Source organism: Variovorax sp. MHTC-1 (genome assembly GCF_003984645.1).
Taxonomy (GTDB): Bacteria; Pseudomonadota; Gammaproteobacteria; order Burkholderiales; family Burkholderiaceae_C; genus Variovorax.
Genome location: NZ_RWKI01000002.1, coordinates 126,311 through 147,649, shown reverse-complemented (window position 1 = coordinate 147,649; position 21,339 = coordinate 126,311). Strand labels below are relative to the sequence as shown.

The following is a 21,339-nucleotide window of genomic DNA, read 5'->3' as shown; positions in this document are numbered from 1 at the left end:
CTTCGCTGCGTGTAACTCCACCCCCCGAGGGGGAGGCGCGGCCCGCCTTGGGGCGGCCCCGGCGGCGGCCGCCGCCGTCTGTCAGTTCAGCGCTTGCTTGCGCAGTCGCCGCAGAGGCCGTAGAGCGACATCGCGTGGTCCTGCAGGATCCACTTCTTGTCGGTCGCGATCATCTGCTGGCGGCGCTCGATCTCGGGGTCGTAGAACTCCTCGACCTTGCCGCAGGAGGTGCACACCAGGTGGTCGTGGTGCTTGCCCTCGTTGAGCTCGTAGACGGCCTTGCCGCTCTCGAAATGGCTGCGCTCGAGGATGCCGGCCTGTTCGAACTGCGTCAGCACGCGGTAGACCGTCGCCAACCCGATGTCGGAGTGCTCGTTGAGCAGCACCCGGAACACGTCCTCCGCCGTCATGTGGCGCTGGCCGCCGTTCTGGAAGATCTCGAGGATCTTGAGGCGCGGCAGGGTGGCCTTGAGGCCGGTGTTCTTCAGTTCGTCGATGTTGCCCATGATGGTTCCTGCGCCGGCTGGCGAGAGGGGCACGCCGGGGGGCAGCCGCTACAATGGCCCGATCATATCGCTACCCCTCTTTGCCCTTTTGCCCATGCCTGACATTCCACAACGCCGCCTCTGGCTGCTCGTCGGCGCCGTCGCTGGGAGCCTCTGCCTCGGCGCCTGCAGCAGCGTGACCGAACGCTCGCGCGATGCGCTGCATGCCATCACGCCCTACAAGGTCGAGGTGGTCCAGGGCAATTTCGTGTCGAAGGAGCAGGTAGAGCTGCTCAAGCCCGGCATGTCGCGCCAGCAGGTGCGCGAAATCCTCGGCACCTCCCTGCTGAACGACGTCTTCCATTCCAATCGCTGGGACTACGTGTTCACGATCCGGCGCCAGGGCGTCGAGCCCCAGCAACGCCGCCTGACGGTGTTCTTCAATGGCGAAGCGCTCGAACGCTTCGAAGGCGACCCGATGCCCAGCGAGGAAGAATTCGTCGCTGCGCTCGACAGCCGCAAGCGCAGCGGCAAGGTACCGGTCCTGGAAGCTACGGAAGACCAGCTCAAGAAATTCGAGCCGGCCAAGGACAAGAAGGCGGACGGCGAGTCCTCCGCCTCCCTGCCTCCGCTGCCGCCGAGCTATCCCCCGCTCGAAGCATCGCGCTAGCGCGCGCCGGCCGCGCCGGCCCGCTTCTTCAAGGCTGAAACGCGTGACTGATTCCTCTTCTTCCTCCTCCTCCTCCTCCATTCCCCCGCTGCGGCGCATCGCGGTCGCAGGCGCTTCCGGGCGCATGGGGCACATGCTGATCGAGGCCGTGCGCGAGGCGCAGGATTGCCGCCTCGCCGGTGCGCTCGATGTCGCCGGCAGCCCGGCGCTCGGCAGCGATGCGGCCGCCTTTCTCGGCGCCGCGAGCGGCGTCCCGATCGTGGCCGACCTGCGCACCGGCCTCCAGGACGCCCAGGTGCTGATCGACTTCACGCGGCCCGAAGGCACGCTGGCGCACCTCGCCGTATGCCGCGAGCTGGGCGTGCAAGCCGTGATCGGCACCACCGGCTTCAGCGACGCGCAGAAGGCCGAGATCGCCGCGGCAGCGAAAGACATCGCGATCGTGATGGCGCCCAACATGAGCGTGGGCGTCAACGTCACCTTCAAGCTGCTCGAAATGGCGGCCAAGGCGCTTTCGACCGGCTACGACATCGAGATCATCGAGGCGCACCACCGCCACAAGGTCGATGCGCCCTCGGGCACCGCGCTCAAGATGGGCGAGGTGATCGCCGATGCGCTGGGCCGGGACCTCAAGGAGTGCGCGGTCTACGCGCGCGAAGGCGTCACCGGCGAGCGCGACCCGTCATCCATCGGCTTCGCGACCATCCGCGGCGGCGACATCGTGGGCGACCACACGGTGCTGTTCGCCGGCACCGGCGAGCGCATCGAGATCACGCACAAGTCGGCCAGCCGCGCGACCTATGCGCAGGGCAGCCTGCGCGCGGCGCGTTTCCTGGCCGGACAGCAGAGCGGCCTGTTCGACATGTTCGACGTGCTCGGCCTGCGCTAGGGCCTGCTCACCCATGAACCACCCCCGCGTGAGGCCCCACAGAGGGCCCGATCTAGGCGCCAAGCGGAACTGGGTTGAACACCCAGTGAGCATTGGCAACGACGAGTGGGCCCTCAGTGGGGCCTCACCCGAAGGGCCGGGGCGGCAAGGGGCGCATGGCGTCGTTGCGGTCCTTGCCCAGGCGGCCAGCCTGGGCTGCGGCCCGCGCCTAGCCCTGCACCCCTTGCCGCCCCGGCGCGGGGGTGATTCATGGGTGAGCAGGCCCGCATGAGCGTGCTGGAGCTGCTGACCCACGGCGACGGCGTCAGCCGTTCTGTGGCTGCGCTGCTGCTCCTGATGTCGGTCTCCAGCTGGGTCGTGATCCTCTGGAAAGCCTGGCTGCTGCGCGGCGGCACGCGCGACGTGGTGCGCAGCATCGCGGCCTTCTGGCAATCGGCCTCGCTCGGCGACGCCGAGCAGAAGCTCCGAAGCTTCGACCATGCTGCGCTGGTCTGGCCGGCCGTGAGCGCGGTCCGGAGCTTGGCCGCCAAGTCCGATGCCGCCACCCTCGGCGGCGCGGTCGACCGCGGCAAGCGCCTCACGCGCGCCCTGCGCGAGGCCCTGCATGCCGCACTGCGGCGCCTGCAGGCCGGGCAGATCCTGCTCGCCACGGTGGGCGCCACGGCGCCCTTCGTCGGGCTGCTCGGCACGGTCTGGGGCATCTACGGCGCGCTCGTGGGCATTGCCGGGGAAAGCGGCGGATTCACCATCGACAAGGTGGCCGGCCCGGTCGGCGAGGCGCTGATCATGACCGCGTTCGGCCTGGCCGTCGCGATTCCGGCCGTGCTGGCCTACAACGTGTTCGGCCGCGTCGTCAGCCGGATCGAGGCCGAGCTGGAAGGCTTCGCGCACGACCTGCTCGGCGCGCTCGGCGACGAGCCGCAGCGCGAAGCGCCGCTGCCGCCGGCGCGGCCGATGCCTGTCTAACGGCACACCCATGGCCTTCGGTCGCACCTCGCTCGGCAGCACCGCCACCGGCGGGCGCGCGATCGGCGCCGGCGGGCAGCGGCCGCTGTCGGACATCAACGTCACGCCGCTGGTGGACGTGATGCTGGTGCTGCTGGTGATCTTCATCATCACCGCGCCGCTGATGGCCAGCTCGATCAAGCTCGACCTGCCGCGCACCGACGCCGGGCAGCCGACCGACACGCCCAAGTTCGTGAGCCTCGCGGTGGATGCGACCGGCAAGGTCTTCCTCAACGACCAGGCCGTGACGACCGAAGAGCTCGCCACCCGTCTCGGGCAGGCCGCCGCCGCCAGCCGCGACACCGAGGTCCAGCTGCGTGCCGACCAGACCGTTCCCTACGGCAAGGTGGTCGAGCTGATGGGCATCGCGAACAAGGCGGGGCTCAGCCGCATCGGCTTCGTGACCGAAGCGCCGGCCGCCAGGAAGCCTTGAGCTTCCGCTGCCGCGATAATCCGCATTCCCCGGCCGCCCGATGCCGGGCTTGCCTGAAGCCCAATGAACCCCAGCTACAAACCCAGCGACGTCGAGTCCGCTGCCCAGGCCGCCTGGACGGCGGCCGACGCCTACCGCGTGACCGAGGACGCGCAGAAGAAGAAGTACTACGCCTGCTCGATGCTGCCATACCCCAGCGGCAAGCTGCACATGGGCCACGTGCGCAACTACACGATCAACGACATGCTCACGCGCTACCTGCGCATGAGCGGCTACAACGTGCTGATGCCGATGGGCTGGGACGCCTTCGGCCTGCCGGCCGAGAACGCTGCGCTCAAGAACGGCGTGCCGCCGGCGAAGTGGACCTACGAGAACATCGGCTACATGAAGAGCCAGCTCCAGGCCATGGGGCTGGCGATCGACTGGAGCCGCGAGATCGCGACCTGCGATCCCAGCTACTACAAGTGGAACCAGTGGCTGTTCCTGAAGATGCTCGAAAAAGGCATCGCCTACCGCAAGACGCAGCTGGTCAACTGGGACCCGGTCGACCAGACCGTGCTGGCCAACGAGCAGGTGATCGACGGCAAGGGCTGGCGCACCGGCGCCACGGTGGAGCGGCGCGAGATCCCCGGCTACTACCTCAAGATCAGCGACTACGCCGAAGAGCTGCTCGAGCACACCCAGCACAAGCTGCCGGGCTGGCCCGAGCGCGTGAAGCTGATGCAGGAGAACTGGATCGGCAAGAGCGAGGGCGTACGCTTCGCCTTCCCGCATGACATCGAGGACGAGCACGGCAAGCTGATACAGGGCGGCCGCATGTACGTCTTCACGACGCGCGCCGACACCATCATGGGCGTGACCTTCTGCGCCGTGGCGCCCGAGCACCCGCTCGCCGTGCACGCCGCGAGGAAGGATCCCAAGGTCGCCGCCTTCATCGAGGAATGCAAGACCGGCGGCACCACAGAGGCCGAGCTCGCGACGCAGGAAAAGAAGGGCGTGCCCACCGGTCTCCACGTGCGGCACCCGATCACCGACGAACCGATCCCGGTCTGGGTCGGCAACTACGTGCTGATCGGCTACGGCGACGGCGCCGTGATGGGCGTACCCGCGCACGACGAGCGCGACTTCGCCTTCGCCAACAAGTACGGCATCGAGATCATCCAGGTCGTGCTGGTCGACGACGAGCCGCACTTCGACTATCACCGCTGGCAGGACTGGTACGCCGACAAGCAGCGCGGCGTGACCATCAACTCCGACAACTTCAGCGGCATGTCCTACGCCGGGGCGGTGAAGGCCGTGGCCCATGCGCTGGGCCAGAAGGGCCTGGGCGAGATGCAGACCACCTGGCGCCTGCGCGACTGGGGCGTGAGCCGGCAACGCTACTGGGGCACGCCGATCCCGATCATCCACTGCGAGGAACACGGCGCGGTGCCGGTGCCCGAGAAGGACCTGCCGGTCGTGCTGCCCACCGACTGCGTGCCCGACGGCTCGGGCAATCCGCTGGCCAAGCACGAAGGCTTCCATGCCGGCGTGGTCTGCCCGGTCTGCGGCAAGCCCGCGCGGCGCGAGACCGACACCATGGACACCTTCGTCGACAGCGCCTGGTACTTCATGCGCTACTGCGACCCGAAGAACGAGGAGGCCATGGTGGCCGAGGGCGCCGACTACTGGATGCCGATGGACCAGTACATCGGCGGCATCGAGCACGCGATCCTGCACCTGCTCTACGCGCGCTTCTGGACCAAGGTGATGCGCGATCTGGGCCTGGTGAAGATCGACGAGCCCTTCAGCAAGCTGCTGACGCAGGGCATGGTGCTCAACCACATCTTCTACAAGCGCAGCGGAAAGGGCGGCAAGGAGTACTTCCCGCCCTCGGAAGTGACGCCCGTGCTCGACGCGCAGGGCCGCATCGCCGGCGGCACCCTGGCCGACGGCACCAAGGTCGACTACGGCGGCGTCGGCAAGATGGGCAAGAGCGAGCGCAATGGCGTCGATCCGCAGGACCTGATCGAGAAGTACGGCGCCGACACCGCACGCCTCTACACCATGTTCACCGCGCCGCCCGAAGCCACGCTGGAGTGGAACGATGCGGCCGTAGAGGGCAGCTACCGCTTTCTGCGCCGAGTCTGGAACTTCGGGGTGGCGCTGGAGGCGGCCACCGTCAGCGCCGCGGAAAACACGGAGATCGAGATCGACGCGGTCGACCCGCGCTCGGCCTTCGGCAAGGAGGCCAAGGCGCTGCGCCGCGAAGTCCACACCGTGCTGCGCCAGATCGACTACGACTACCAGCGCATGCAATACAACACCGTGGTGTCGGGCGCGATGAAGCTCCTGAATGCGCTGGAGGGCTTCAAATCCGACGGCAGCACGGGCGACCGGGCGGCCGTGCGCGAAGGCTTCGGCATCCTGATGCGCTGCCTCTACCCGGCCACGCCGCACATCACGCATGCGCTGTGGCATCAGCTGGGCTACGACACGCTGCACGGCCCGCTGCTCGATGCACCCTGGCCTGCGGTCGACGTGATCGCGCTCGAGCAGGACGAGATCGAGCTGATGCTGCAGGTCAACGGCAAGCTGCGCGGCTCGCTGCGCGTGCCGGCCAATGCCTCGAAGCAGGACATCGAGAAGATCGCGCTGGCCAGCGAGGTGCTCGCCAAGCATGCCGAGGGCGCCGTGCCCAAGCGGGTGGTTGTGGTGCCTGGGCGACTGGTCAACGTGGTGGTATGAAAAAGGGCGGCATGAATACATCCTCCAGTCGGCGCCGGGCCCTGCTCGCCGCAGCGGTTTCCACCCTCGCGCTCGCGGGCTGCGGCTTCGAGCTGCGCCGCGCGCCGGTCTTCGCCTTCAAGTCGCTGGCGGTGCCGGGCACCTCTGCCTTCGTGAATTCGCTGCGCCGCCAGTTTCGTGCCGCCGGCAACGTCGAGCTGGTGCCGCTCGAGGAACAGGCGCGGGCCGATGCGATCCTGGACGTGCTGTCGGAAAACCGCGGCACGGTCGTGCTTTCCACCAACTCGGCGGGCCAGGTGCGCGAGCTGCAACTGCGCCTTGTGATGCGGATCCGGCTGCGCACGCCTGCCGGCAAGGAGCTGCTGGGCCCGACGCAGATCGAGCAGTTCCGCGACATTACCTACAACGAAACCGCCGCCCTCGCCAAGGAGAGCGAGACCGAGCTGCTGTACCGCGACATGCAGAACGACATCGCCCAGCAGACGCTGCGCCGCCTCGCGGCCGTCAAGAGCCTCTGATGCAGCTCAGCCCCGCGCAGCTGGGAGCCCATCTGCAGAAGGGCGTCAAGCCGCTATACGTCATCCACGGCGACGAGCCGCTGCTCGCACAGGAGGCGGCCGACGCCATCCGCGCGGCGGCGCGCACGCAGGGCTACACCGAGCGCAGCTCGTACACCGTGGCCGGCGCGCATTTCGACTGGAGCGCGGTGCTCGCGGCCGGCGGGTCGCTGAGCCTGTTCGCCGACCGGCAAATCGTCGAGATCCGCGTCCCTTCGGGCAAGCCGGGCAAGGACGGCAGCGCAGCGCTGCAGCAGATCGCCGAAGCCGCGCCGGGCAACGACAGCACCCTGACGCTCGTGATGCTGCCGCGCCTGGACAAGGCCACGCGCACCGGCGCCTGGTTCTCGGCGCTGGAGAACAACGGCATCAGCCTGCAGATCGAAGGCATCGAGCGCGCCGCGCTGCCGCAGTGGATCGCGCAGCGGCTCGCGCAGCAGGGCCAGCGCGTGAAGGGTGGCGAGGAAGGCCAGCGCACGCTGCAGTTCTTCGCCGACCGCGTGGAAGGCAACCTGCTCGCCGCGCACCAGGAAATCCAGAAGCTCGCGCTGCTGCATCCCGAAGGCGAGCTGTCTTGGGAGCAGGTCGAAGGCGCGGTCAACAACGTCGCACGCTACGACGTGTTCAAGCTCTCCGAGGCGGTGCTCGGCGGCAATCCGCAGCGCGTCGCACGCATGCTCGAGGGGCTGCAAGCCGAAGGCGAGGCCGAAGTGCTGGTGCACTACACGCTGGCCGAGGACATCCGGGCGCTCAAGCGCGTCAAGGACGCGATGGCCGCCGGCCGGCCGCTGCCCATGGCGCTGCGCGAGAACCGCATCTGGGGCCCGCGCGAGCGCGCCTTCGAGCGCGTGCTGCCGCGGCTGGACGACCGTGCGCTGGCCCGCATGCTGCGCGCCGCGCACATCGTCGACGGCATCGTCAAGGGCCTGAAGCAGCCCGATTGGCCGAGCGGCGGCTGGCAGGCGCTGCAGCGGCTGGCGCTGATACTGTGCCGGGCCTGCGCGGCGCCGGCCCGGGGTTGAGCCCGCATCGTTCCTCTTTCGCGAACCCGGCGTTTCCACGCCTCTGCTGCCCTGCCTGCAGCTCGCGTGGGAAAATGCGGCGATGAACGCGTTCAATGTCAACGAACACATGCAGACCCTCGGGCTGCAGGCCAAGGCGGCCGCCGCCCTGATGGCCAAGGCCTCCGCGGCCACCAAGAACAAGGCGCTCAAGGCGCTGGCGCGGCGCCTGCGCGAGAGCACGGCGGCCCTGGCCCCGGCCAATGCGCGCGACATCGAACGGGCCGTTGCGGCCGGCCTCTCGGCCCCGATGGTCGATCGGCTCAAGCTCACGCCGAAGGTCATCGAGACCGTGGCGCTGGGCTGCGAACAGCTCGCCGCCATGCCCGATGTGATCGGCGAAGTCATCGGCATGAAGCAGCAGCCCAGCGGCATTCGCGTCGGCCAGATGCGGGTGCCGATCGGCGTCTTCGGCATGATCTACGAGAGCCGGCCCAACGTGACCATCGAGGCCGCGAGCCTTGCGATCAAGAGCGGCAACGCGGCCATCCTGCGCGGCGGCTCGGAGGCGATCGAATCGAACAAGGCGCTCGCGCTGCTGGTGTCCGAGGCGCTGGCCGAGGCGGGCCTGCCGGTGGAGGCAGTGCAGCTGGTGCAGACCACCGACCGCGAGGCCGTGGGCCAGCTGATCGCGATGCCCGAGTTCGTCGACGTGGTCATTCCGCGCGGCGGCAAGGGCCTCATCGAGCGCATCAGCCGCGAGGCCAAGGTGCCGGTCATCAAGCACCTGGACGGCAACTGCCACGTTTTCGTGGACGACACGGCCGAGCTCGACATGGCGGTGAAGATCGTCGACAACGCCAAGACGCAGAAGTACAGCCCCTGCAATGCGGCCGAGGGCCTGCTGGTGGCGGCCTCGATGGCCGAGAGCTTCCTGCCCGAGATCGGCGCCATCTTCGCGGCCAAGGGGGTGGAGATGCGCTGCGACCCCGTCGCGGCACGCATCCTGCGTGCCGAGGGGGCCCTCCCGCCGAGCGCCCGGGTGGTGGACGCGGTCGAGTCCGACTGGTCGGAGGAGTATCTGGCCGCCGTCATCAGCATCAAGGTGGTCGAGGGCGTGGACGAGGCCATTTCGCACATCAACCGCTATTCGAGCCACCACACCGACGCCATCGTCACGCGCGACCACATGCACGCCCAGCGCTTCCTGCGCGAGGTCGACTCGGCCAGCGTGATGGTGAACGCGAGCACGCGCTTTGCGGACGGCTTCGAGTTCGGGCTCGGCGCTGAAATCGGCATCAGCACCGACAAGTTCCACGCGCGCGGGCCGGTGGGCATCGAGGGGCTCACCTCGCTCAAGTACGTGGTGCTGGGCCAGGGTGAAGTGCGGAGCTGAAAGGTGACGTGGATCGGGACAGTGCTTGTCATCCGAACGGGCGTCCCCAAATCCTACAATTCCACTCCACCTTTCGTCGCAGAACACGCATAACAAGGCCGCCGCATGGTTCCCCACCTCGTCACCGCCCTGACCGGCCCCATCAACGAACTCGAACAACGCGTTCTCGACTCCATGCCGGCCATCGAGCGCTGGTTCCGGCTCGAATGGATGGAGCACACGCCGCCCTTCTACAGCTCGGTCGACATCCGCAACGCCGGCTTCAAGCTGGCGCCGGTCGACACCAACCTCTATCCAGGCGGCTGGAACAACCTGACCGAGGACATGTTGCCGCTGGCGGTGCAGGCCGCGCAGGCCGCGATCGAGAAGATCTGCCCCGAGGCGCGCAACCTGCTGGTGATCCCGGAAAACAATGCCCGCAACACCTTCTACCTGGCCAACGTGGCCCGGCTGGTGCGGATTTTTCACATGGCGGGGCTCAACGTGCGCGTGGGCTCGATCGATCCGGCCATCAAGTCGCCCAAGAAGATCGAGCTGCCGAACGGCGAGACCGTGTGCCTGGAGCCGGTGGTGCGCGGCAAGCGGCGCCTGGGGCTCAAGCACTTCGACCCCTGCACCATCCTGCTCAACAACGACCTCTTGGCCGGCACGCCCGGCATCCTGGAAGACCTGCACGAGCAGTACCTGCTGCCGCCGCTGCATGCCGGCTGGTCGGTGCGCCGCAAGAGCAACCACTTCCACAGCTACGAGGAAGTGTCCAAGCGCTTCGGCAAGCTGCTGGGCATCGACCCGTGGCTGATCAACCCGATGTATGCGCGGGCCAGCGGCGTCGATATCGCCGAGGGCCAGGGGATGGATGTGCTGACCAGCCACGTGGACGCGCTGCTCACCAAGATCCGCCGCAAGTACAAGGAATACGGCATCAACGAAAAGCCCTTCGTGATCGTCAAGGCCGACAACGGCGCCCATCGCATGGGCGTCATGACGGTGCGCGACGTCAAGGACCTCGAGGCGCTCGGCCGCAGGCCGCGCAACAAGACAACAGGCGCCGCCGGGGAAACCCAGGAACCGGGCGATGTGATCGTGCAGGAAGGCGTGCTGACCAACGAGCGCGTGCACGACGGCGTCGCCGAGCCGGTGGTCTACATGATGGACCGTTACGTGGTCGGCGGCTTCTATCGCGTGCATGCCGAGCGCAGCCCCGACGAGAACCTCAACCTCCCGGGCGCGAGCTTCGTGCCCTTGGCGTTTTCCGAGAGTGCGCACTTACCGCAACCAGGCGCCAAGCCCGGCGCGAGCGCCCCGAACCGCTTCTACATGTACGGCGTGATCGGGCGGCTGGCCATGGTGGCGGCCAGCTACGAGCTCGAGGCGACCGATCCGGACGCTGAAATCTACGAATGATTTCGTAGTACGTGTTGCGGGGCCTTCCAGCGGCGGCAAAATAGCGACCCCACAGCAACGCAACAAGAGGGCGGAAGGCGACGCGGCGGCTGCACCCAGCCGCACAGGCGCCCGGGCGTGCAGCGTCACGCCGGACACCCTTTTTCATCGACTCCGTGTCCCCCACCAAATCCTCCTCAGCCGCGCTGATCCTTGCGGCCATCGGTGTCGTCTACGGCGACATCGGCACCAGCGTTCTGTATGCGGTCAAGGAGGTGTTCGGCCACGGCCACGTTCCCTTCACGGTCGAGAACGTCTACGGCATCCTGTCGATGTTCTTCTGGACGCTGACGGTGATCGTCTCGCTCAAGTATGTGGTGCTGGTCCTGAGGGCCGACAACGAGGGCGAGGGCGGACTGGTCGCGATGCTGGCGCTGGCCTCGCAGGCCGTGGTCGACAAGCCTCGCCTGCGCCAAGTGCTGCTGGTGGTCGGCATCTTCGGCACCTCGCTCTTCTACGGCGACGGCGTCATCACGCCGGCCATCTCGGTGCTGTCGGCGGTCGAGGGCCTGGAGGTGGTTTCGCCGCACTTCAAGCACTACGTGATCCCGATCACGCTGGTCGTGCTGTTCTGCCTGTTCGCGCTCCAGAAGCACGGCACCACGGGCATCGGCCGCTACTTCGGCCCGATCACGCTGGTTTGGTTCTTCGTGATCGCGCTGCTGGGCGTGTCGCAGATCGTCTCTCACCCCGAGATCCTCAAGGCCGTGAGCCCGCACTACGCGCTGCGCTTCATGTGGGACAACCCTGGCACCAGCTTCATCATCCTCGGCGCGACCGTGCTGTGCGTGACCGGTGCCGAGGCGCTCTACGCCGACCTCGGCCACTTCGGCAAGCGGCCGATCCGCATCGCCTGGTTCTCGGTCGTGATGCCGGCGCTCACGATCAACTATTTCGGCCAGGGCGCGCTGCTGCTGGAGAACCCGTCGGCGGTGAAGAATCCCTTCTACATGATGGCGCCCGAATGGGCCCTGATCCCGCTGGTGCTGCTCGCCACCGCCGCCACGGTGATCGCGTCGCAGGCGCTCATCACCGGGGCCTTCAGCGTCACGCGGCAGGTGATCCAGCTCGGCTACCTGCCGCGATTGAACATCGAGCACACCAGCGTGCGCACCGCGGGCCAGATCTATATTCCGTTCGTCAACTGGGGGCTGTTCGTTGCGATCGTGCTGGCGGTGGTCATGTTCCGCTCGTCGAGCAACCTGGCCGCGGCCTACGGCATTGCCGTGACCACCGACATGCTGATCACCACGGTGCTGACCTTCTTCGTGATCCGCTATGCATGGAAGTACCCGTTGGCGCTGTGCATCGCCGCGACCGGCGCCTTCTTCGTGGTCGACTTCCTGTTCTTCGCCTCCAACCTGCTGAAGCTGTTCGAAGGCGGCTGGTTCCCGCTGCTGATCGGCGGGTCCGTCTTCATGCTGATGCTGACCTGGAAGGAGGGCCGGCGCCTCATGGGCCAGATGCAGCTGGCCGAGGCCATCGACCTGCGCGGTTTCCTGGATTCGGTGTTCGTCAACCCGCCGGCGCGCGTCGGCGGCACGGCGGTGTTCATGACCGCGGAGCCGGGCGTGGTGCCCAACGCGCTTCTGCACAACCTCAAGCACAACAAGGTGATGCACGAGCAGAACCTGTTCGTCACCGTGCGCAACCACGAAGTGCCCTGGATCTCGATGGACAAGCGCATCGAGATGGAGCCGCTCGGCCATCACTGCTGGCAGGTGGTGGTGCACTACGGCTTCAAGAACGACGTCGACCTGCCGCGCGCGCTGGAGCATGCGCGCCTGCGCGGCTGCCAGCTCGAGCCGATGACGACCAGCTACTTCCTCTCGCGCGACGTGGTGATCCCCACGCTCAGCAGCGGCATGGCGCCGTGGCGCGAGAAGCTCTTCGCGCAGATGCACCACAGCGCGAGCGGAGCGGCGGGCTTCCTCGGGCTGCCGAACAACGCGGTGGTGGAGCTGGGCTCGAAGATCGAGATTTAGCTCTCCCCCAGGCTTGCCCACTTCGTGTGCTCGGCCTGTCCCGCGGTGTTTCCCGAACGGGCCTGGCTTCGCCGGCCGCGGTTGCGCGGCATCGGGCCAAGCAACGAGCCTCCCGGCACAATCGCAGAATGCGGTGCTTGATGCTGGTGGGCTTCGGGCTCGAGGCAAACCCTTCGCCGGCAAGGACATCGCACCTGCCTGCAAGATCAAGCAAGACGTACGGGCCGCTTCTACTTCCGCTTCTGCTTCGACGCCGCCCCTTCCTCATCGATCCCCGGAAAGAATCCTGATGCACATCCTTTTCATCGCTGACCCGCTCGAGCAGTTCAAGATCTACAAGGACACCACCTTCTCGATGATGCGCGAGGCGCAGCGCCGCGGCTACACGCTGTCGGCCTGCGTGCCGCAGGATCTCAACTGGCAGCGCGGGCGCCCCGTCAGCGCCAGGGTGCGCGAGATCGTGCTGACCGGCGAGCAGGCATGGTTCCGCGAAGAGGCGGTGATCGAGCGCCCGCTGCATGTTTTCGACGTCGTGCTGATGCGCAAGGACCCGCCCTTCGACGCCGAGTACATCTACGCCACCCACCTGCTCGAGCAGGCCGAGCGCGAAGGCGCGCGCGTGATCAACCGGCCGCGCGCGCTGCGCGACCATCCCGAGAAGCTCGCGATCATGGAGTTCGCGGAGTACACGACGCCCACGCTGGTCACGCGCGACGCGGCCGCGGTGCGCGCCTTCCATGCCGAGCACCAGGACATCATCCTGAAGCCGCTCGACGGCATGGGCGGCATGGGCATCTTCCGCGTCAAGGCCGACGGGCTGAACCTCGGCTCGATCGTCGAGACGCTCAACAAGAACGGCGCCGAAACCATCATGGTGCAGCGCTTCGTGCCGGAGATCGCGCAGGGCGACAAGCGCATCCTCGTGATCGGCGGCCAGCCCGTGCCGCACAGCCTGGCGCGCATTCCGCAGGGCAGCGAGGTGCGCGGCAACCTCGCGGCCGGCGGCAAGGGCGTGGCGCAGCCGCTGACCGACCAGGACCGGCGCATCGCCGAAGCCATCGGCCCGGTGCTGAACGAACGCGGCCTGCTGCTGATCGGCCTCGACGTGATCGGCGGCTCGCTGACCGAGATCAACGTGACCAGCCCGACCTGCTTCCAGGAGATCACCGAACAGACCGGCTTCGACGTGCCGGCGATGTTCATCGATGCGCTGGAGGCGTATCTGCGGTAGCTCGCTTCAGAAATCGATCGTGCCGCTCACCACCAGCGTGCGCGGCGCGCCCTGCACGAGGTAGTTGGTGCCCGGATAGCCGCCCACCGAGGCCCAGTACGACTTGTTGAACAGGTTGTCGATGCGCGCACGCAAGGTCAGCATGCGGCCGCTGCCGATGTCCATGAGGTAGCGCGCGCCGGCGTCGAAGCGCGTCCAGCCCGGCACTTCGAGCGTGTTGGCTGCGTCGGCGTACTGCTTCGAGGTATGCACCACGCGGGCATTGAGCGCGAGGCCGCGCACGCCCGGCACGTCCCAGTCCATGCCGAGGTTGAACTGCTGCTTCGGCACGCCGATCGCGTCGTTGCCATCGGTCACGCCGCCGGGCGTGCGGCGTTGTGTGGCATCGAGCAGGGTCAGGCCGCCGAGCACGCGCAGGCCCTTGGCCGGCTCGCCGAACAGCGAGAGCTCGATGCCGCGGTTGCGCTGCTTGCCGTACGGGCCGAAGGTGTCGTTCTGCACGAAGTACGAAGGCTGGTCGGTGGTGAAGAAGGCCAGGTTGGCGCCGAAGTTGCCGCCGTCGTACTTGGCGCCGATCTCCTTTTGCTTGGCGGCGAAGGGCGGGAATGTCTGGCCGCCGTTGGTGACCGGCCGGCCGCTCACGACGATGGGCGCGGTGTCGCCCTTGATCAATCCCTCGATGTAGTTGGCATACAGCGAGATCTGCGCACTGGGCTTGAACACGATGCCCGCGACCGGCGTGGTCTTGGCCTGGTCGTAGCCGCTTGTGAAGGCGCCGGTGTCGTAGTCGAAGCTGTTCTGCTCGATCGATTGGCGGCGCGCGCCGACGGTCAGCAGCACGCGGTCGTCCGCGAAAGACATGGTGTCCGCCACTGCGATGCTCTTGGTCTTGACTTCATCGGTCACGAGCGGGTTGCGGAGCGCGCCGCCGGTGAACACGGTGGCAAGCGGGGGCACGCGGTCGATCGGAAAGTAAAGGTTGCTCAGCACGGTGGTGCCCGAGACGCCGTAGGCGTTGCGCCGCGCGTTGTCCAGCGTCGCGGCCGATGCGCTCACGGTGTGGCCGACGCTGCCGGTGTTGAACCTGGCGCGGACGCCCACCTCGCCCGTGGTCACGCGGTCCTTGCGCTCGTTGTCGAAGCGCGAGGCCTGCGTGTCGCCGAAGATGCTGGTCACGGCCGGGTTCGACAGCGAGTTCGACTCGGTGCTGCGCCGCACGCCCGCGGCGGCCCAAGCCGTTACGTTGTCGCTGAGGTCGAACTCGCTGCGCACGGTGCCGAAGGTGTCGCGCTCGCGCGAATAAGTCCAGGACTGGGCGAAGTTGGCGTCGGCCGACGGCGGGCGCGGGATCGGCAAATTGGCCGCGGGCGTGACGCTCGGACGGCCCTCGCGCAGCTCGTGGTCCTGGTAGCCCACGTCGGCCGAGAAGCGAACGCTGCGGCTGCGCCAGTCCAGGCCGACGCCGAGCGCACTGAGCTCGCGCTTCTCGTTGTCGACGCCGGTGCCGCCGTCGCGCCGCGCGGCGATCACGCGGATGCCGGTGCTCTGGTCGGGCCCGAAGCGGCGGGCGAAATCCGCCGTGAGCGAGGCCTGGCCGCCGGTCTGGACGCCGAAGCCGACGCGGTTGAGCGGCTCGTTGGGCGCGCGCTTCGGCAGCAGGTTGATCGCGCCGCCGAGGTTGCTGCCCGCCGGCCCGGCGCCGTTGACGAAGGTGTTCGCGCCATGGAAGACCTCGACGCGCTCGAAGAACTCGGAGGCGATGTACTGGCGCGGCAGCATGCCGTAGAGCCCGTTGTAGCCCACGTCGTCCGAGTAAACCGGGAAGCCGCGGATCACATAGAGCTCCTGGAAGTTGCCGAAGCTGCGCGCGGTGCGCACCGACGGATTGTTGAGCAGGACGTCCGCCACGCTCTGTGCCTGCTGGTCCTGGATCAGCTCGGTGGTGTAGCTGTTCGTCAAAAACGGCGTGTTCATGATGTCCTGATTGCCCAGGATCCCCACGCGCCCGCCGCGCGCCACCTGGCCGCCTGCATAGGGCTTGGTCAGACCCTCGGCCGAGGCATCGGCGCTGGCTTCGACCTTCACCGCGGGCAAGGTTCCGGCGGCCTCGGTCGGAGAAGGCGTCTGTGCCGCCGCACCCAGCGCCTGCAGCGCGAGCGTGGTGGCCAGGACGATGGGACGCAGGGGAAAACGGGCGGAAGACATGACGTATTGAGAATAAAGGTGCAAATGAGAACCGTTATTATCTATGCGTATGCATATATCGGGCCGCTTTCCGCGCGGCGTTCGCGGTCAGCCGGCGCGCCGGCCGTCGACAAACACCGAGAGCTCGTTGGGCGCGAAGGCGGTCCAGGTCTCGTTGGTGGTGAGCGGTGACGTCACCACCACCGCGACGCGGTCGTTCGGCGTGGTGTGCTGCGCGAAGTCGATGCTCAGGTCTTCGTCCGAGAGCTCCGCCGTCACGAACGGGTGGCGCCGTTCGATGTACCAGAGGTGGGTCGAGGCGTGCGACCAGAGCGCCTGCCCGTTCGACAACATGAAATTGAAGGTGCCGTGGCGCGCGAAGCGCGGCGCCAGCTCGCGCAGCGTGAGCGTCAGCTCCTCGATGCTCGGCACGCCGGCATGCGACTTGGCCATCTCCTGCATGATCCAGCAGAAGGCGTGCTCGCTGTCGGTGTTGCCGACGGGATGAAAGTTGCCGTGCAGCCGCGGCCTGAAGTCCTTCAGGTCGCCGTTATGCGCGAACACCCAGTAGCGGCCCCACAGCTCGCGTACGAAGGGGTGGCAGTTCTGCAGGTTCACCGCGCCCTGCGTGGCCTTGCGGATGTGTGCGATGACGTTGCGGCTCTGGATCGGATAGCGCCGGATCAGCTCGGCCACCGGCGACTCGCAGGCCGGCTGGTGATCGACGAAATGCCTGAGGCCGCGGTCCTCGAAGAAGGCGATGCCCCAGCCGTCGGCATGGTGGTCGGTGCGCCCGCCGCGCTGCGCGAAGCCCGTGAAGCTGAATGTCACGTCGGTCGGCGTGTTGCAGTTCATTCCGAGCAGTTGGCACATGTCCTTATTAGACTGCAGTGCGTTGCTCATTCCGCCCACGGCGTCGAGCACATTCCAGGAACACCGCGGGACCGGCTTGCCGGGTCGCTGGTGTTGCCCCCGGTGAGGGGGTTGGCGTAGCGACACGAAGTGCGCGAAGCCTGGGGGAGAGCTATTTTTCGCGCAATTGCCAGGCCGCGCAGATCGCCAGCGCGCACAGGCCGGCCAGCATCGCGAACACTTCGTCGAAGGCCGCCAGCCGCGCCGGGCTAGTGGCCGGGTTGACCAGCGAATCGCCATGCGCGGCCAGCCGCCACTCGAGCACGATCGCGCACAGGCTCACGCCGGCGGCGCCGCCCAGCATGCGCAGGAAGTTGATCGCGCTCGCGCCCTGCGGAATCAGCGGCTTGGCGAGCGGGCGCATCGAGCCAAGGTTGAGCGAAGGCAGGATGAAGCCCAGCCCGACGCGGCCGATGATCGCGAAGGCCACCAGCAGCCAGAGCGCGCTGTCGAGCCGCAGCACCAGCATCAGCGCGAAGGAAGCGGCCAGCAGCGCGAGCCCGATGCTCACCAGCAGCCAGGTCGGCTGACGATCGGCGAGGCGCCCGACGACGGCGATGGTGAAGGCGAGCACGATGCCGGCCGGCAGCAGGATGGTGCCGACGTGCGACGCCGACAGGTGCAGCCCGACCTGCATGTAGACCGGCAGCAGGTAGGTCGAACCGAACAGCGCCGTGCCGTAGATGAAGGCGACCACGCTGCCCATCGCGAACTGCCGGTACTGGAACAGCGCCAGGTTCATCAGCGGCGAGCCGCCCGCGGCCGCGAGCCGCTTCTGCCAGCCGATGAAGGCGCCGAAGGCCACGATCGCGCCGACGAGCAGCGCCGCGGCCTTCAGCGGCGCATCGCCGCGCAGCTCGACCAGGCCGTTCAACAGGCACAGGGTGCCGGCGGTGCCCAGTGCGAGCCCGCGCCAATCGAGCCCGCCGCTGCGCGCCGCCGCCACGCCGCCGGGCGCCGTGGTCGGCACGAACTTGTAGGCCAGCCAGATCGAGGCGATGCAGAAGGGCACCACCATGAAGAAGATCGAGCGCCAGCCGAACAGGTCGACCAGCACGCCGCCGATGCTGGGGCCGATGGCCGGCGCCAGCACCACGCCCATGCCGAAGATGCCGCTCGCGCGGCCCTGTTCGTGAGGCTCGAAGGCGCGCAGGATGATGATGGCCGGGATCGGCTGCACCACGCCGGCTGCGAGGCCTTCGGCGACGCGCGCGGCCAGCACCAGCGGGAACTGATTGGCCAGCCCGCCCGCGACGCCGCCTGCGAGCAGCAGCACCATGGTGCCGACATAGGTGCGGCGATAGCCGTAGCGTGCGAGGAGCCAGGGCGTGGTCAGCATCGACACCGTCATCGCTACCATGAAGCCCGAGCTGACCCACTGCGCGCGTTCCTGCCCCAGCGCGAAGTGGTGGCTCATGCCCGGGATCGCCACGTTGACGATGGTCGAGGACATGATCGAGGCCATGACGCCCACCATCACGGAAAAGAGCAGAAGCCAGCGGTAGCGGGCGCCGTAGCGGCTGCTGAGGGATTGCGGCGGGAGCGTCGAGGTCATCGAGGTCGGTGGCCTGTTCGGGCCGTCCTACAAGGATATCGGTGTTTGAGCGCCCGTCTTGCGCGCGAGCGACCCTTCACAATGGCTCGGCTGCCCGCCCGAAGTCGAAAACAACAGAGAGCCATGGAACCCTCCACACCCGATGACGGCGTCCCCGCAGTCGAAGCCTCGCCCTCGCTCGCGGCCGAACTCCAGGCGCCGACCGTCACCCGCGCCTACCAGTGCCAGTGCGGCCGCCCCGTGTTCCTGCGCAACAGCCAGTGCCTGGCCTGCCGTACGCCGCTCGGCTACGTGATCGAAAGCCTCGGCGTGGTGCCGCTCGCACCCGCGACCTTCGACGGCGCCGAGCCCGATACTTTCACCCTCTTCGGCGATGCGAAGGGCAAGGCTTATCGCCGCTGCGACAACCTGATGACTCCGGCGGCCTGCAACTGGATGGTGCCGGCGCCGCGCGAGGGCGACGACCCGGCCTTCAATACCGACGGCCTGGTGCCGGGTCTTTGCCTCTCATGCAGCGTCACGCGCACCATCCCCGACCTGTCGATCGAGAGCAACGGCGAGCTGTGGCGCAAGCTCGAGCTGGCCAAGCGCCGGCTGATCTCGCAGCTGCTGGCGCTGGGCCTGCCGGTCGTCACGCGCCTGAGCGATCCGGGGCACGGACTGGCCTTCGACTTTCTCGGCAACATGCCGGGCGGCCCCCACGTGATGACCGGCCACGAAATGGGCGTGATCACGCTCAACGCCGAAGAGGCGGAAGACGCGGTGCGCGAGCGCATCCGCGCCGAGATGCGCGAGCCCTATCGCACCCTGGTCGGCCACTTCCGCCACGAGATCGGCCACTACTACTGGGATCTGCTGGTCTTCCCGACGCCGTGGCTCGAGAGCTTCCGCGAGCTCTTCGGCGACGAGCGCGCCGACTACGCGACGGCGCTGCGCAACCACTACGAGGCCGGCCCGCCGCCCGACTGGGCGAACCGCTACGTCACGAGCTACGCGAGCGCGCATCCGTGGGAGGACTGGGCGGAAACCTGGGCTCACTATCTGCACATGGCCGACACGGCGGACACGGCGAAGAGCTTCGGCGTCGACGCGCAGAACGTCGAACTCACGAGCGACCTGTTCGAGCTCTCGGATCTCTGGCAGCCCGAACATCCGGGGGCGGCCAATTTCCTGGACTTCCTCAACGGCTGGTTGCGCCTCACCAATGTGCTCAACGAGCTGTCGCGCAGCATGGGCCAGCCCGACTACTACCCCTTCGTGCTGCCGCATGCGGCCGTGGGCAAGCTGCAGTTCATCCACGCGCTGATCGCAGAGCAGCGGGAGCGCAACCGGCAGCCGCCGGCGGCCGTCAATCCTGAACCGCCGGCGCAGGAGCAGGATCGGCAGCAGTCGCAACAACAGCAGCAGTAGCGCAGCGCGCGCAGATGCAGGCGAGGCCGCGCATCTCTGCAGGGACGCGCGCGAGCACGGCGCGGTCGAAGTCGGCCTGCATGCACCAGCAGGGCGGCTGCGCCCGCCCGGTCTCGCGCTCGATCTCCATCGCACAGCGGTTCGCCTCGCCGCACAGCGGGCAACGCGAAGGCTCGAGCCGTGCAACTGCTGTCTTCATTTGGCGATCTCGAAGGGCGCAAGCTTCTTGGGCACCACGTGGTTCTGCAGCGTCACGTAGACCGGCAGCCCGTCGCGGTAGCTCGGATAGTCCTCGCCCTGGATCAGCGGCAGCAGGTAGGCGCGGCACTTGTCGGTGATGCCATAGCCGTCGGCGGAGATGTAGTCGCGCGGCATGAACTTCTCGGCGTTGGCCACCTGGTCGAGCGGCGCGCTCCCGATGCGCCAGGCGTAGGGCGAGTCGGAGGTCCGATCGATCGTCGGCATCACCGAGTTCTTGCCTTCGAGTGCGAGCTCGACCGCGCGCTGTCCGAGCTCGTAGGCCTGCCGCACGTCGGTGGCCGAGGCGATGTGGCGCGCCGAGCGCTGCAGGTAGTCGGCCACCGCCCAGTGGAACTTGTAGTCCAGCGCCTCCTTGACCATCTGCGCCACCACAGGTGCCGCGCCGCCGAGCTGCGCATGGCCGAAAGCGTCCTTCGTGCCCTGCTCGGCGAGGAAGGTGCCGTCGGGGTGATGGCAGCCTTCAGACACCACCACCGTGCAGTAGCCATGGTGCTTGACCAGCGCATCGACGCGCGCCAGGAAGGCCGGCTGGTCGAAGGGAATCTCGGGGAACAGGATCACGACCGGAATGCCGTGGTCCGCGGCCAGGCCGCCGGCCGCCGCGATCCAGCCCGCATGCCGCCCCATCACCTCGAGCACGAACACCTTGGTGGAGGTGGCGGCCATCGAACGCACGTCCAGCGAGGCCTCCAGCGTGGACACCGCCACGTACTTCGCGACCGAGCCGAAGCCCGGGCAGCAGTCGGTGAGCGGCAGATCGTTGTCGATGGTCTTGGGCACGTGGATCGCCTGCAGCGGATAGCCGAGCGACTGCGACAGCTGGCTCACCTTGAAGCAGGTGTCGGCCGAGTCGCCGCCGCCGTTGTAGAAGAAGTAGCCGATGCCGTGCGCCTTGAAGACCTCGATCAGGCGCTCGTATTCGCGCCGGTTCTTCTCCAGCGACTTGAGCTTGTAGCGGCAGGAGCCGAAGGCACCCGCTGGCGTGGAGCGCAGCGCCGCGATCGCTTCGGCCGACTCCAGGCTGGTGTCGATCAGCTCCTCGGCGAGCGCACCGAGGATGCCGTTGCGGCCGGCGTAGACGGTGCCGATGCGGTCGGCGTGCCGGCGCGCCGTTTCGATCACGCCGCAGGCCGAGGCGTTGATGACCGAAGTGACGCCGCCGGACTGGGCGTAGAAGGCATTGGTGGGCATGACG

General features: G+C 67.8%; 18 protein-coding genes. 12 read left to right on the top strand and 6 right to left on the bottom strand.

Going from position 1 to position 21,339, the window contains the following annotated elements; translation table 11 throughout:
- Positions 1-86 precede the first annotated feature (86 nt).
- Positions 87-506: a ferric iron uptake transcriptional regulator gene (gene fur, locus EJI01_RS04030; RefSeq protein ID WP_093109943.1), complete on the bottom strand. Its 420-nt coding sequence runs from the start codon at positions 504-506 to the stop codon at positions 87-89.
- A 94-nt stretch (positions 507-600) separates the two neighbouring features.
- Here fur and EJI01_RS04025 point away from each other — a divergent pair, with 94 nt between their 5' ends.
- The 11 genes from EJI01_RS04025 to gshB all read left to right on the top strand — a co-directional run bounded on the left by EJI01_RS04025 (position 601) and on the right by gshB (position 13,822).
- Positions 601-1,155 (top strand): outer membrane protein assembly factor BamE, encoded by a 555-nt coding sequence (locus EJI01_RS04025; RefSeq protein WP_126835833.1) that lies wholly within the window; start codon positions 601-603, stop codon positions 1,153-1,155.
- An 88-nt stretch (positions 1,156-1,243) separates the two neighbouring features.
- Positions 1,244-2,044, top strand: coding sequence for a 4-hydroxy-tetrahydrodipicolinate reductase (gene dapB / locus EJI01_RS04020; protein WP_185878829.1), 801 nt, complete (start codon positions 1,244-1,246; stop codon positions 2,042-2,044).
- A gap of 267 nt (positions 2,045-2,311) precedes the next feature.
- Positions 2,312-3,010 (top strand): MotA/TolQ/ExbB proton channel family protein, encoded by a 699-nt coding sequence (locus EJI01_RS04015; RefSeq protein WP_126836130.1) that lies wholly within the window; start codon positions 2,312-2,314, stop codon positions 3,008-3,010.
- A 10-nt stretch (positions 3,011-3,020) separates the two neighbouring features.
- The gene (locus EJI01_RS04010) at positions 3,021-3,482 is read left to right on the top strand and encodes an ExbD/TolR family protein (RefSeq protein ID WP_126835831.1); all 462 of its coding nucleotides are present in this window, start codon (positions 3,021-3,023) and stop codon (positions 3,480-3,482) included.
- A 63-nt stretch (positions 3,483-3,545) separates the two neighbouring features.
- Positions 3,546-6,209, top strand: a complete 2,664-nt coding sequence (leuS, locus tag EJI01_RS04005; RefSeq protein ID WP_126835830.1) for a leucine--tRNA ligase — start codon at positions 3,546-3,548, stop codon at positions 6,207-6,209.
- Positions 6,210-6,220: 11 nt separating this feature from the next.
- The gene (gene lptE / locus EJI01_RS04000) at positions 6,221-6,727 is read left to right on the top strand and encodes an LPS assembly lipoprotein LptE (RefSeq protein WP_126835829.1); all 507 of its coding nucleotides are present in this window, start codon (positions 6,221-6,223) and stop codon (positions 6,725-6,727) included.
- Positions 6,727-7,788 carry a DNA polymerase III subunit delta gene (gene holA, locus EJI01_RS03995; protein ID WP_126835828.1) on the top strand — a complete coding sequence of 354 codons (1,062 nt, stop codon included), beginning with the start codon at positions 6,727-6,729 and terminating at the stop codon, positions 7,786-7,788. The genes lptE and holA overlap by 1 nt, the downstream gene beginning before the upstream one ends.
- A gap of 82 nt (positions 7,789-7,870) precedes the next feature.
- The gene (locus EJI01_RS03990; protein WP_126835827.1) at positions 7,871-9,163 is read left to right on the top strand and encodes a glutamate-5-semialdehyde dehydrogenase; all 1,293 of its coding nucleotides are present in this window, start codon (positions 7,871-7,873) and stop codon (positions 9,161-9,163) included.
- A gap of 105 nt (positions 9,164-9,268) precedes the next feature.
- Entirely contained in the window at positions 9,269-10,567 is a 1,299-nt protein-coding gene (gshA, locus tag EJI01_RS03985) for a glutamate--cysteine ligase (RefSeq protein WP_126835826.1), read from the top strand.
- Between the two features lie 155 nt (positions 10,568-10,722).
- Positions 10,723-12,591 (top strand): potassium transporter Kup, encoded by a 1,869-nt coding sequence (locus EJI01_RS03980; RefSeq protein ID WP_126835825.1) that lies wholly within the window; start codon positions 10,723-10,725, stop codon positions 12,589-12,591.
- Between the two features lie 289 nt (positions 12,592-12,880).
- Positions 12,881-13,822: a glutathione synthase gene (gene gshB / locus EJI01_RS03975; protein WP_185878807.1), complete on the top strand. Its 942-nt coding sequence runs from the start codon at positions 12,881-12,883 to the stop codon at positions 13,820-13,822.
- Between the two features lie 6 nt (positions 13,823-13,828).
- Here gshB and EJI01_RS03970 read toward each other — a convergent pair whose 3' ends face one another.
- The 3 genes from EJI01_RS03970 to EJI01_RS03960 all read right to left on the bottom strand — a co-directional run bounded on the left by EJI01_RS03970 (position 13,829) and on the right by EJI01_RS03960 (position 18,473).
- The gene (locus EJI01_RS03970) at positions 13,829-16,027 is read right to left on the bottom strand and encodes a TonB-dependent receptor (RefSeq protein ID WP_126835824.1); all 2,199 of its coding nucleotides are present in this window, start codon (positions 16,025-16,027) and stop codon (positions 13,829-13,831) included.
- Positions 16,028-16,114: 87 nt separating this feature from the next.
- On the bottom strand, positions 16,115-16,879 hold the full coding sequence (locus EJI01_RS03965) for a class II glutamine amidotransferase (protein ID WP_126835823.1): 765 nt from the start codon (positions 16,877-16,879) through the stop codon (positions 16,115-16,117).
- A gap of 151 nt (positions 16,880-17,030) precedes the next feature.
- Entirely contained in the window at positions 17,031-18,473 is a 1,443-nt protein-coding gene (locus tag EJI01_RS03960; protein ID WP_126835822.1) for an MFS transporter, read from the bottom strand.
- 123 nt (positions 18,474-18,596) lie between these two features.
- Between EJI01_RS03960 and EJI01_RS03955 the strand changes: the two genes are divergently transcribed.
- Positions 18,597-19,883, top strand: a complete 1,287-nt coding sequence (locus EJI01_RS03955; RefSeq protein ID WP_126835821.1) for a putative zinc-binding metallopeptidase — start codon at positions 18,597-18,599, stop codon at positions 19,881-19,883.
- On the opposite strand, the gene EJI01_RS03950 is transcribed toward EJI01_RS03955, so the two are convergent.
- Positions 19,822-20,082, bottom strand: a complete 261-nt coding sequence (locus EJI01_RS03950; protein WP_126835820.1) for a cysteine-rich CWC family protein — start codon at positions 20,080-20,082, stop codon at positions 19,822-19,824. The genes EJI01_RS03955 and EJI01_RS03950 overlap by 62 nt on opposite strands.
- A complete protein-coding gene (locus tag EJI01_RS03945; RefSeq protein ID WP_126835819.1) occupies positions 20,079-21,335 on the bottom strand; it encodes a 6-phosphofructokinase in 1,257 nt (418 codons plus the stop codon). Before EJI01_RS03945 ends, EJI01_RS03950 begins: the two co-directional genes overlap by 4 nt.
- Positions 21,336-21,339 lie beyond the last annotated feature (4 nt).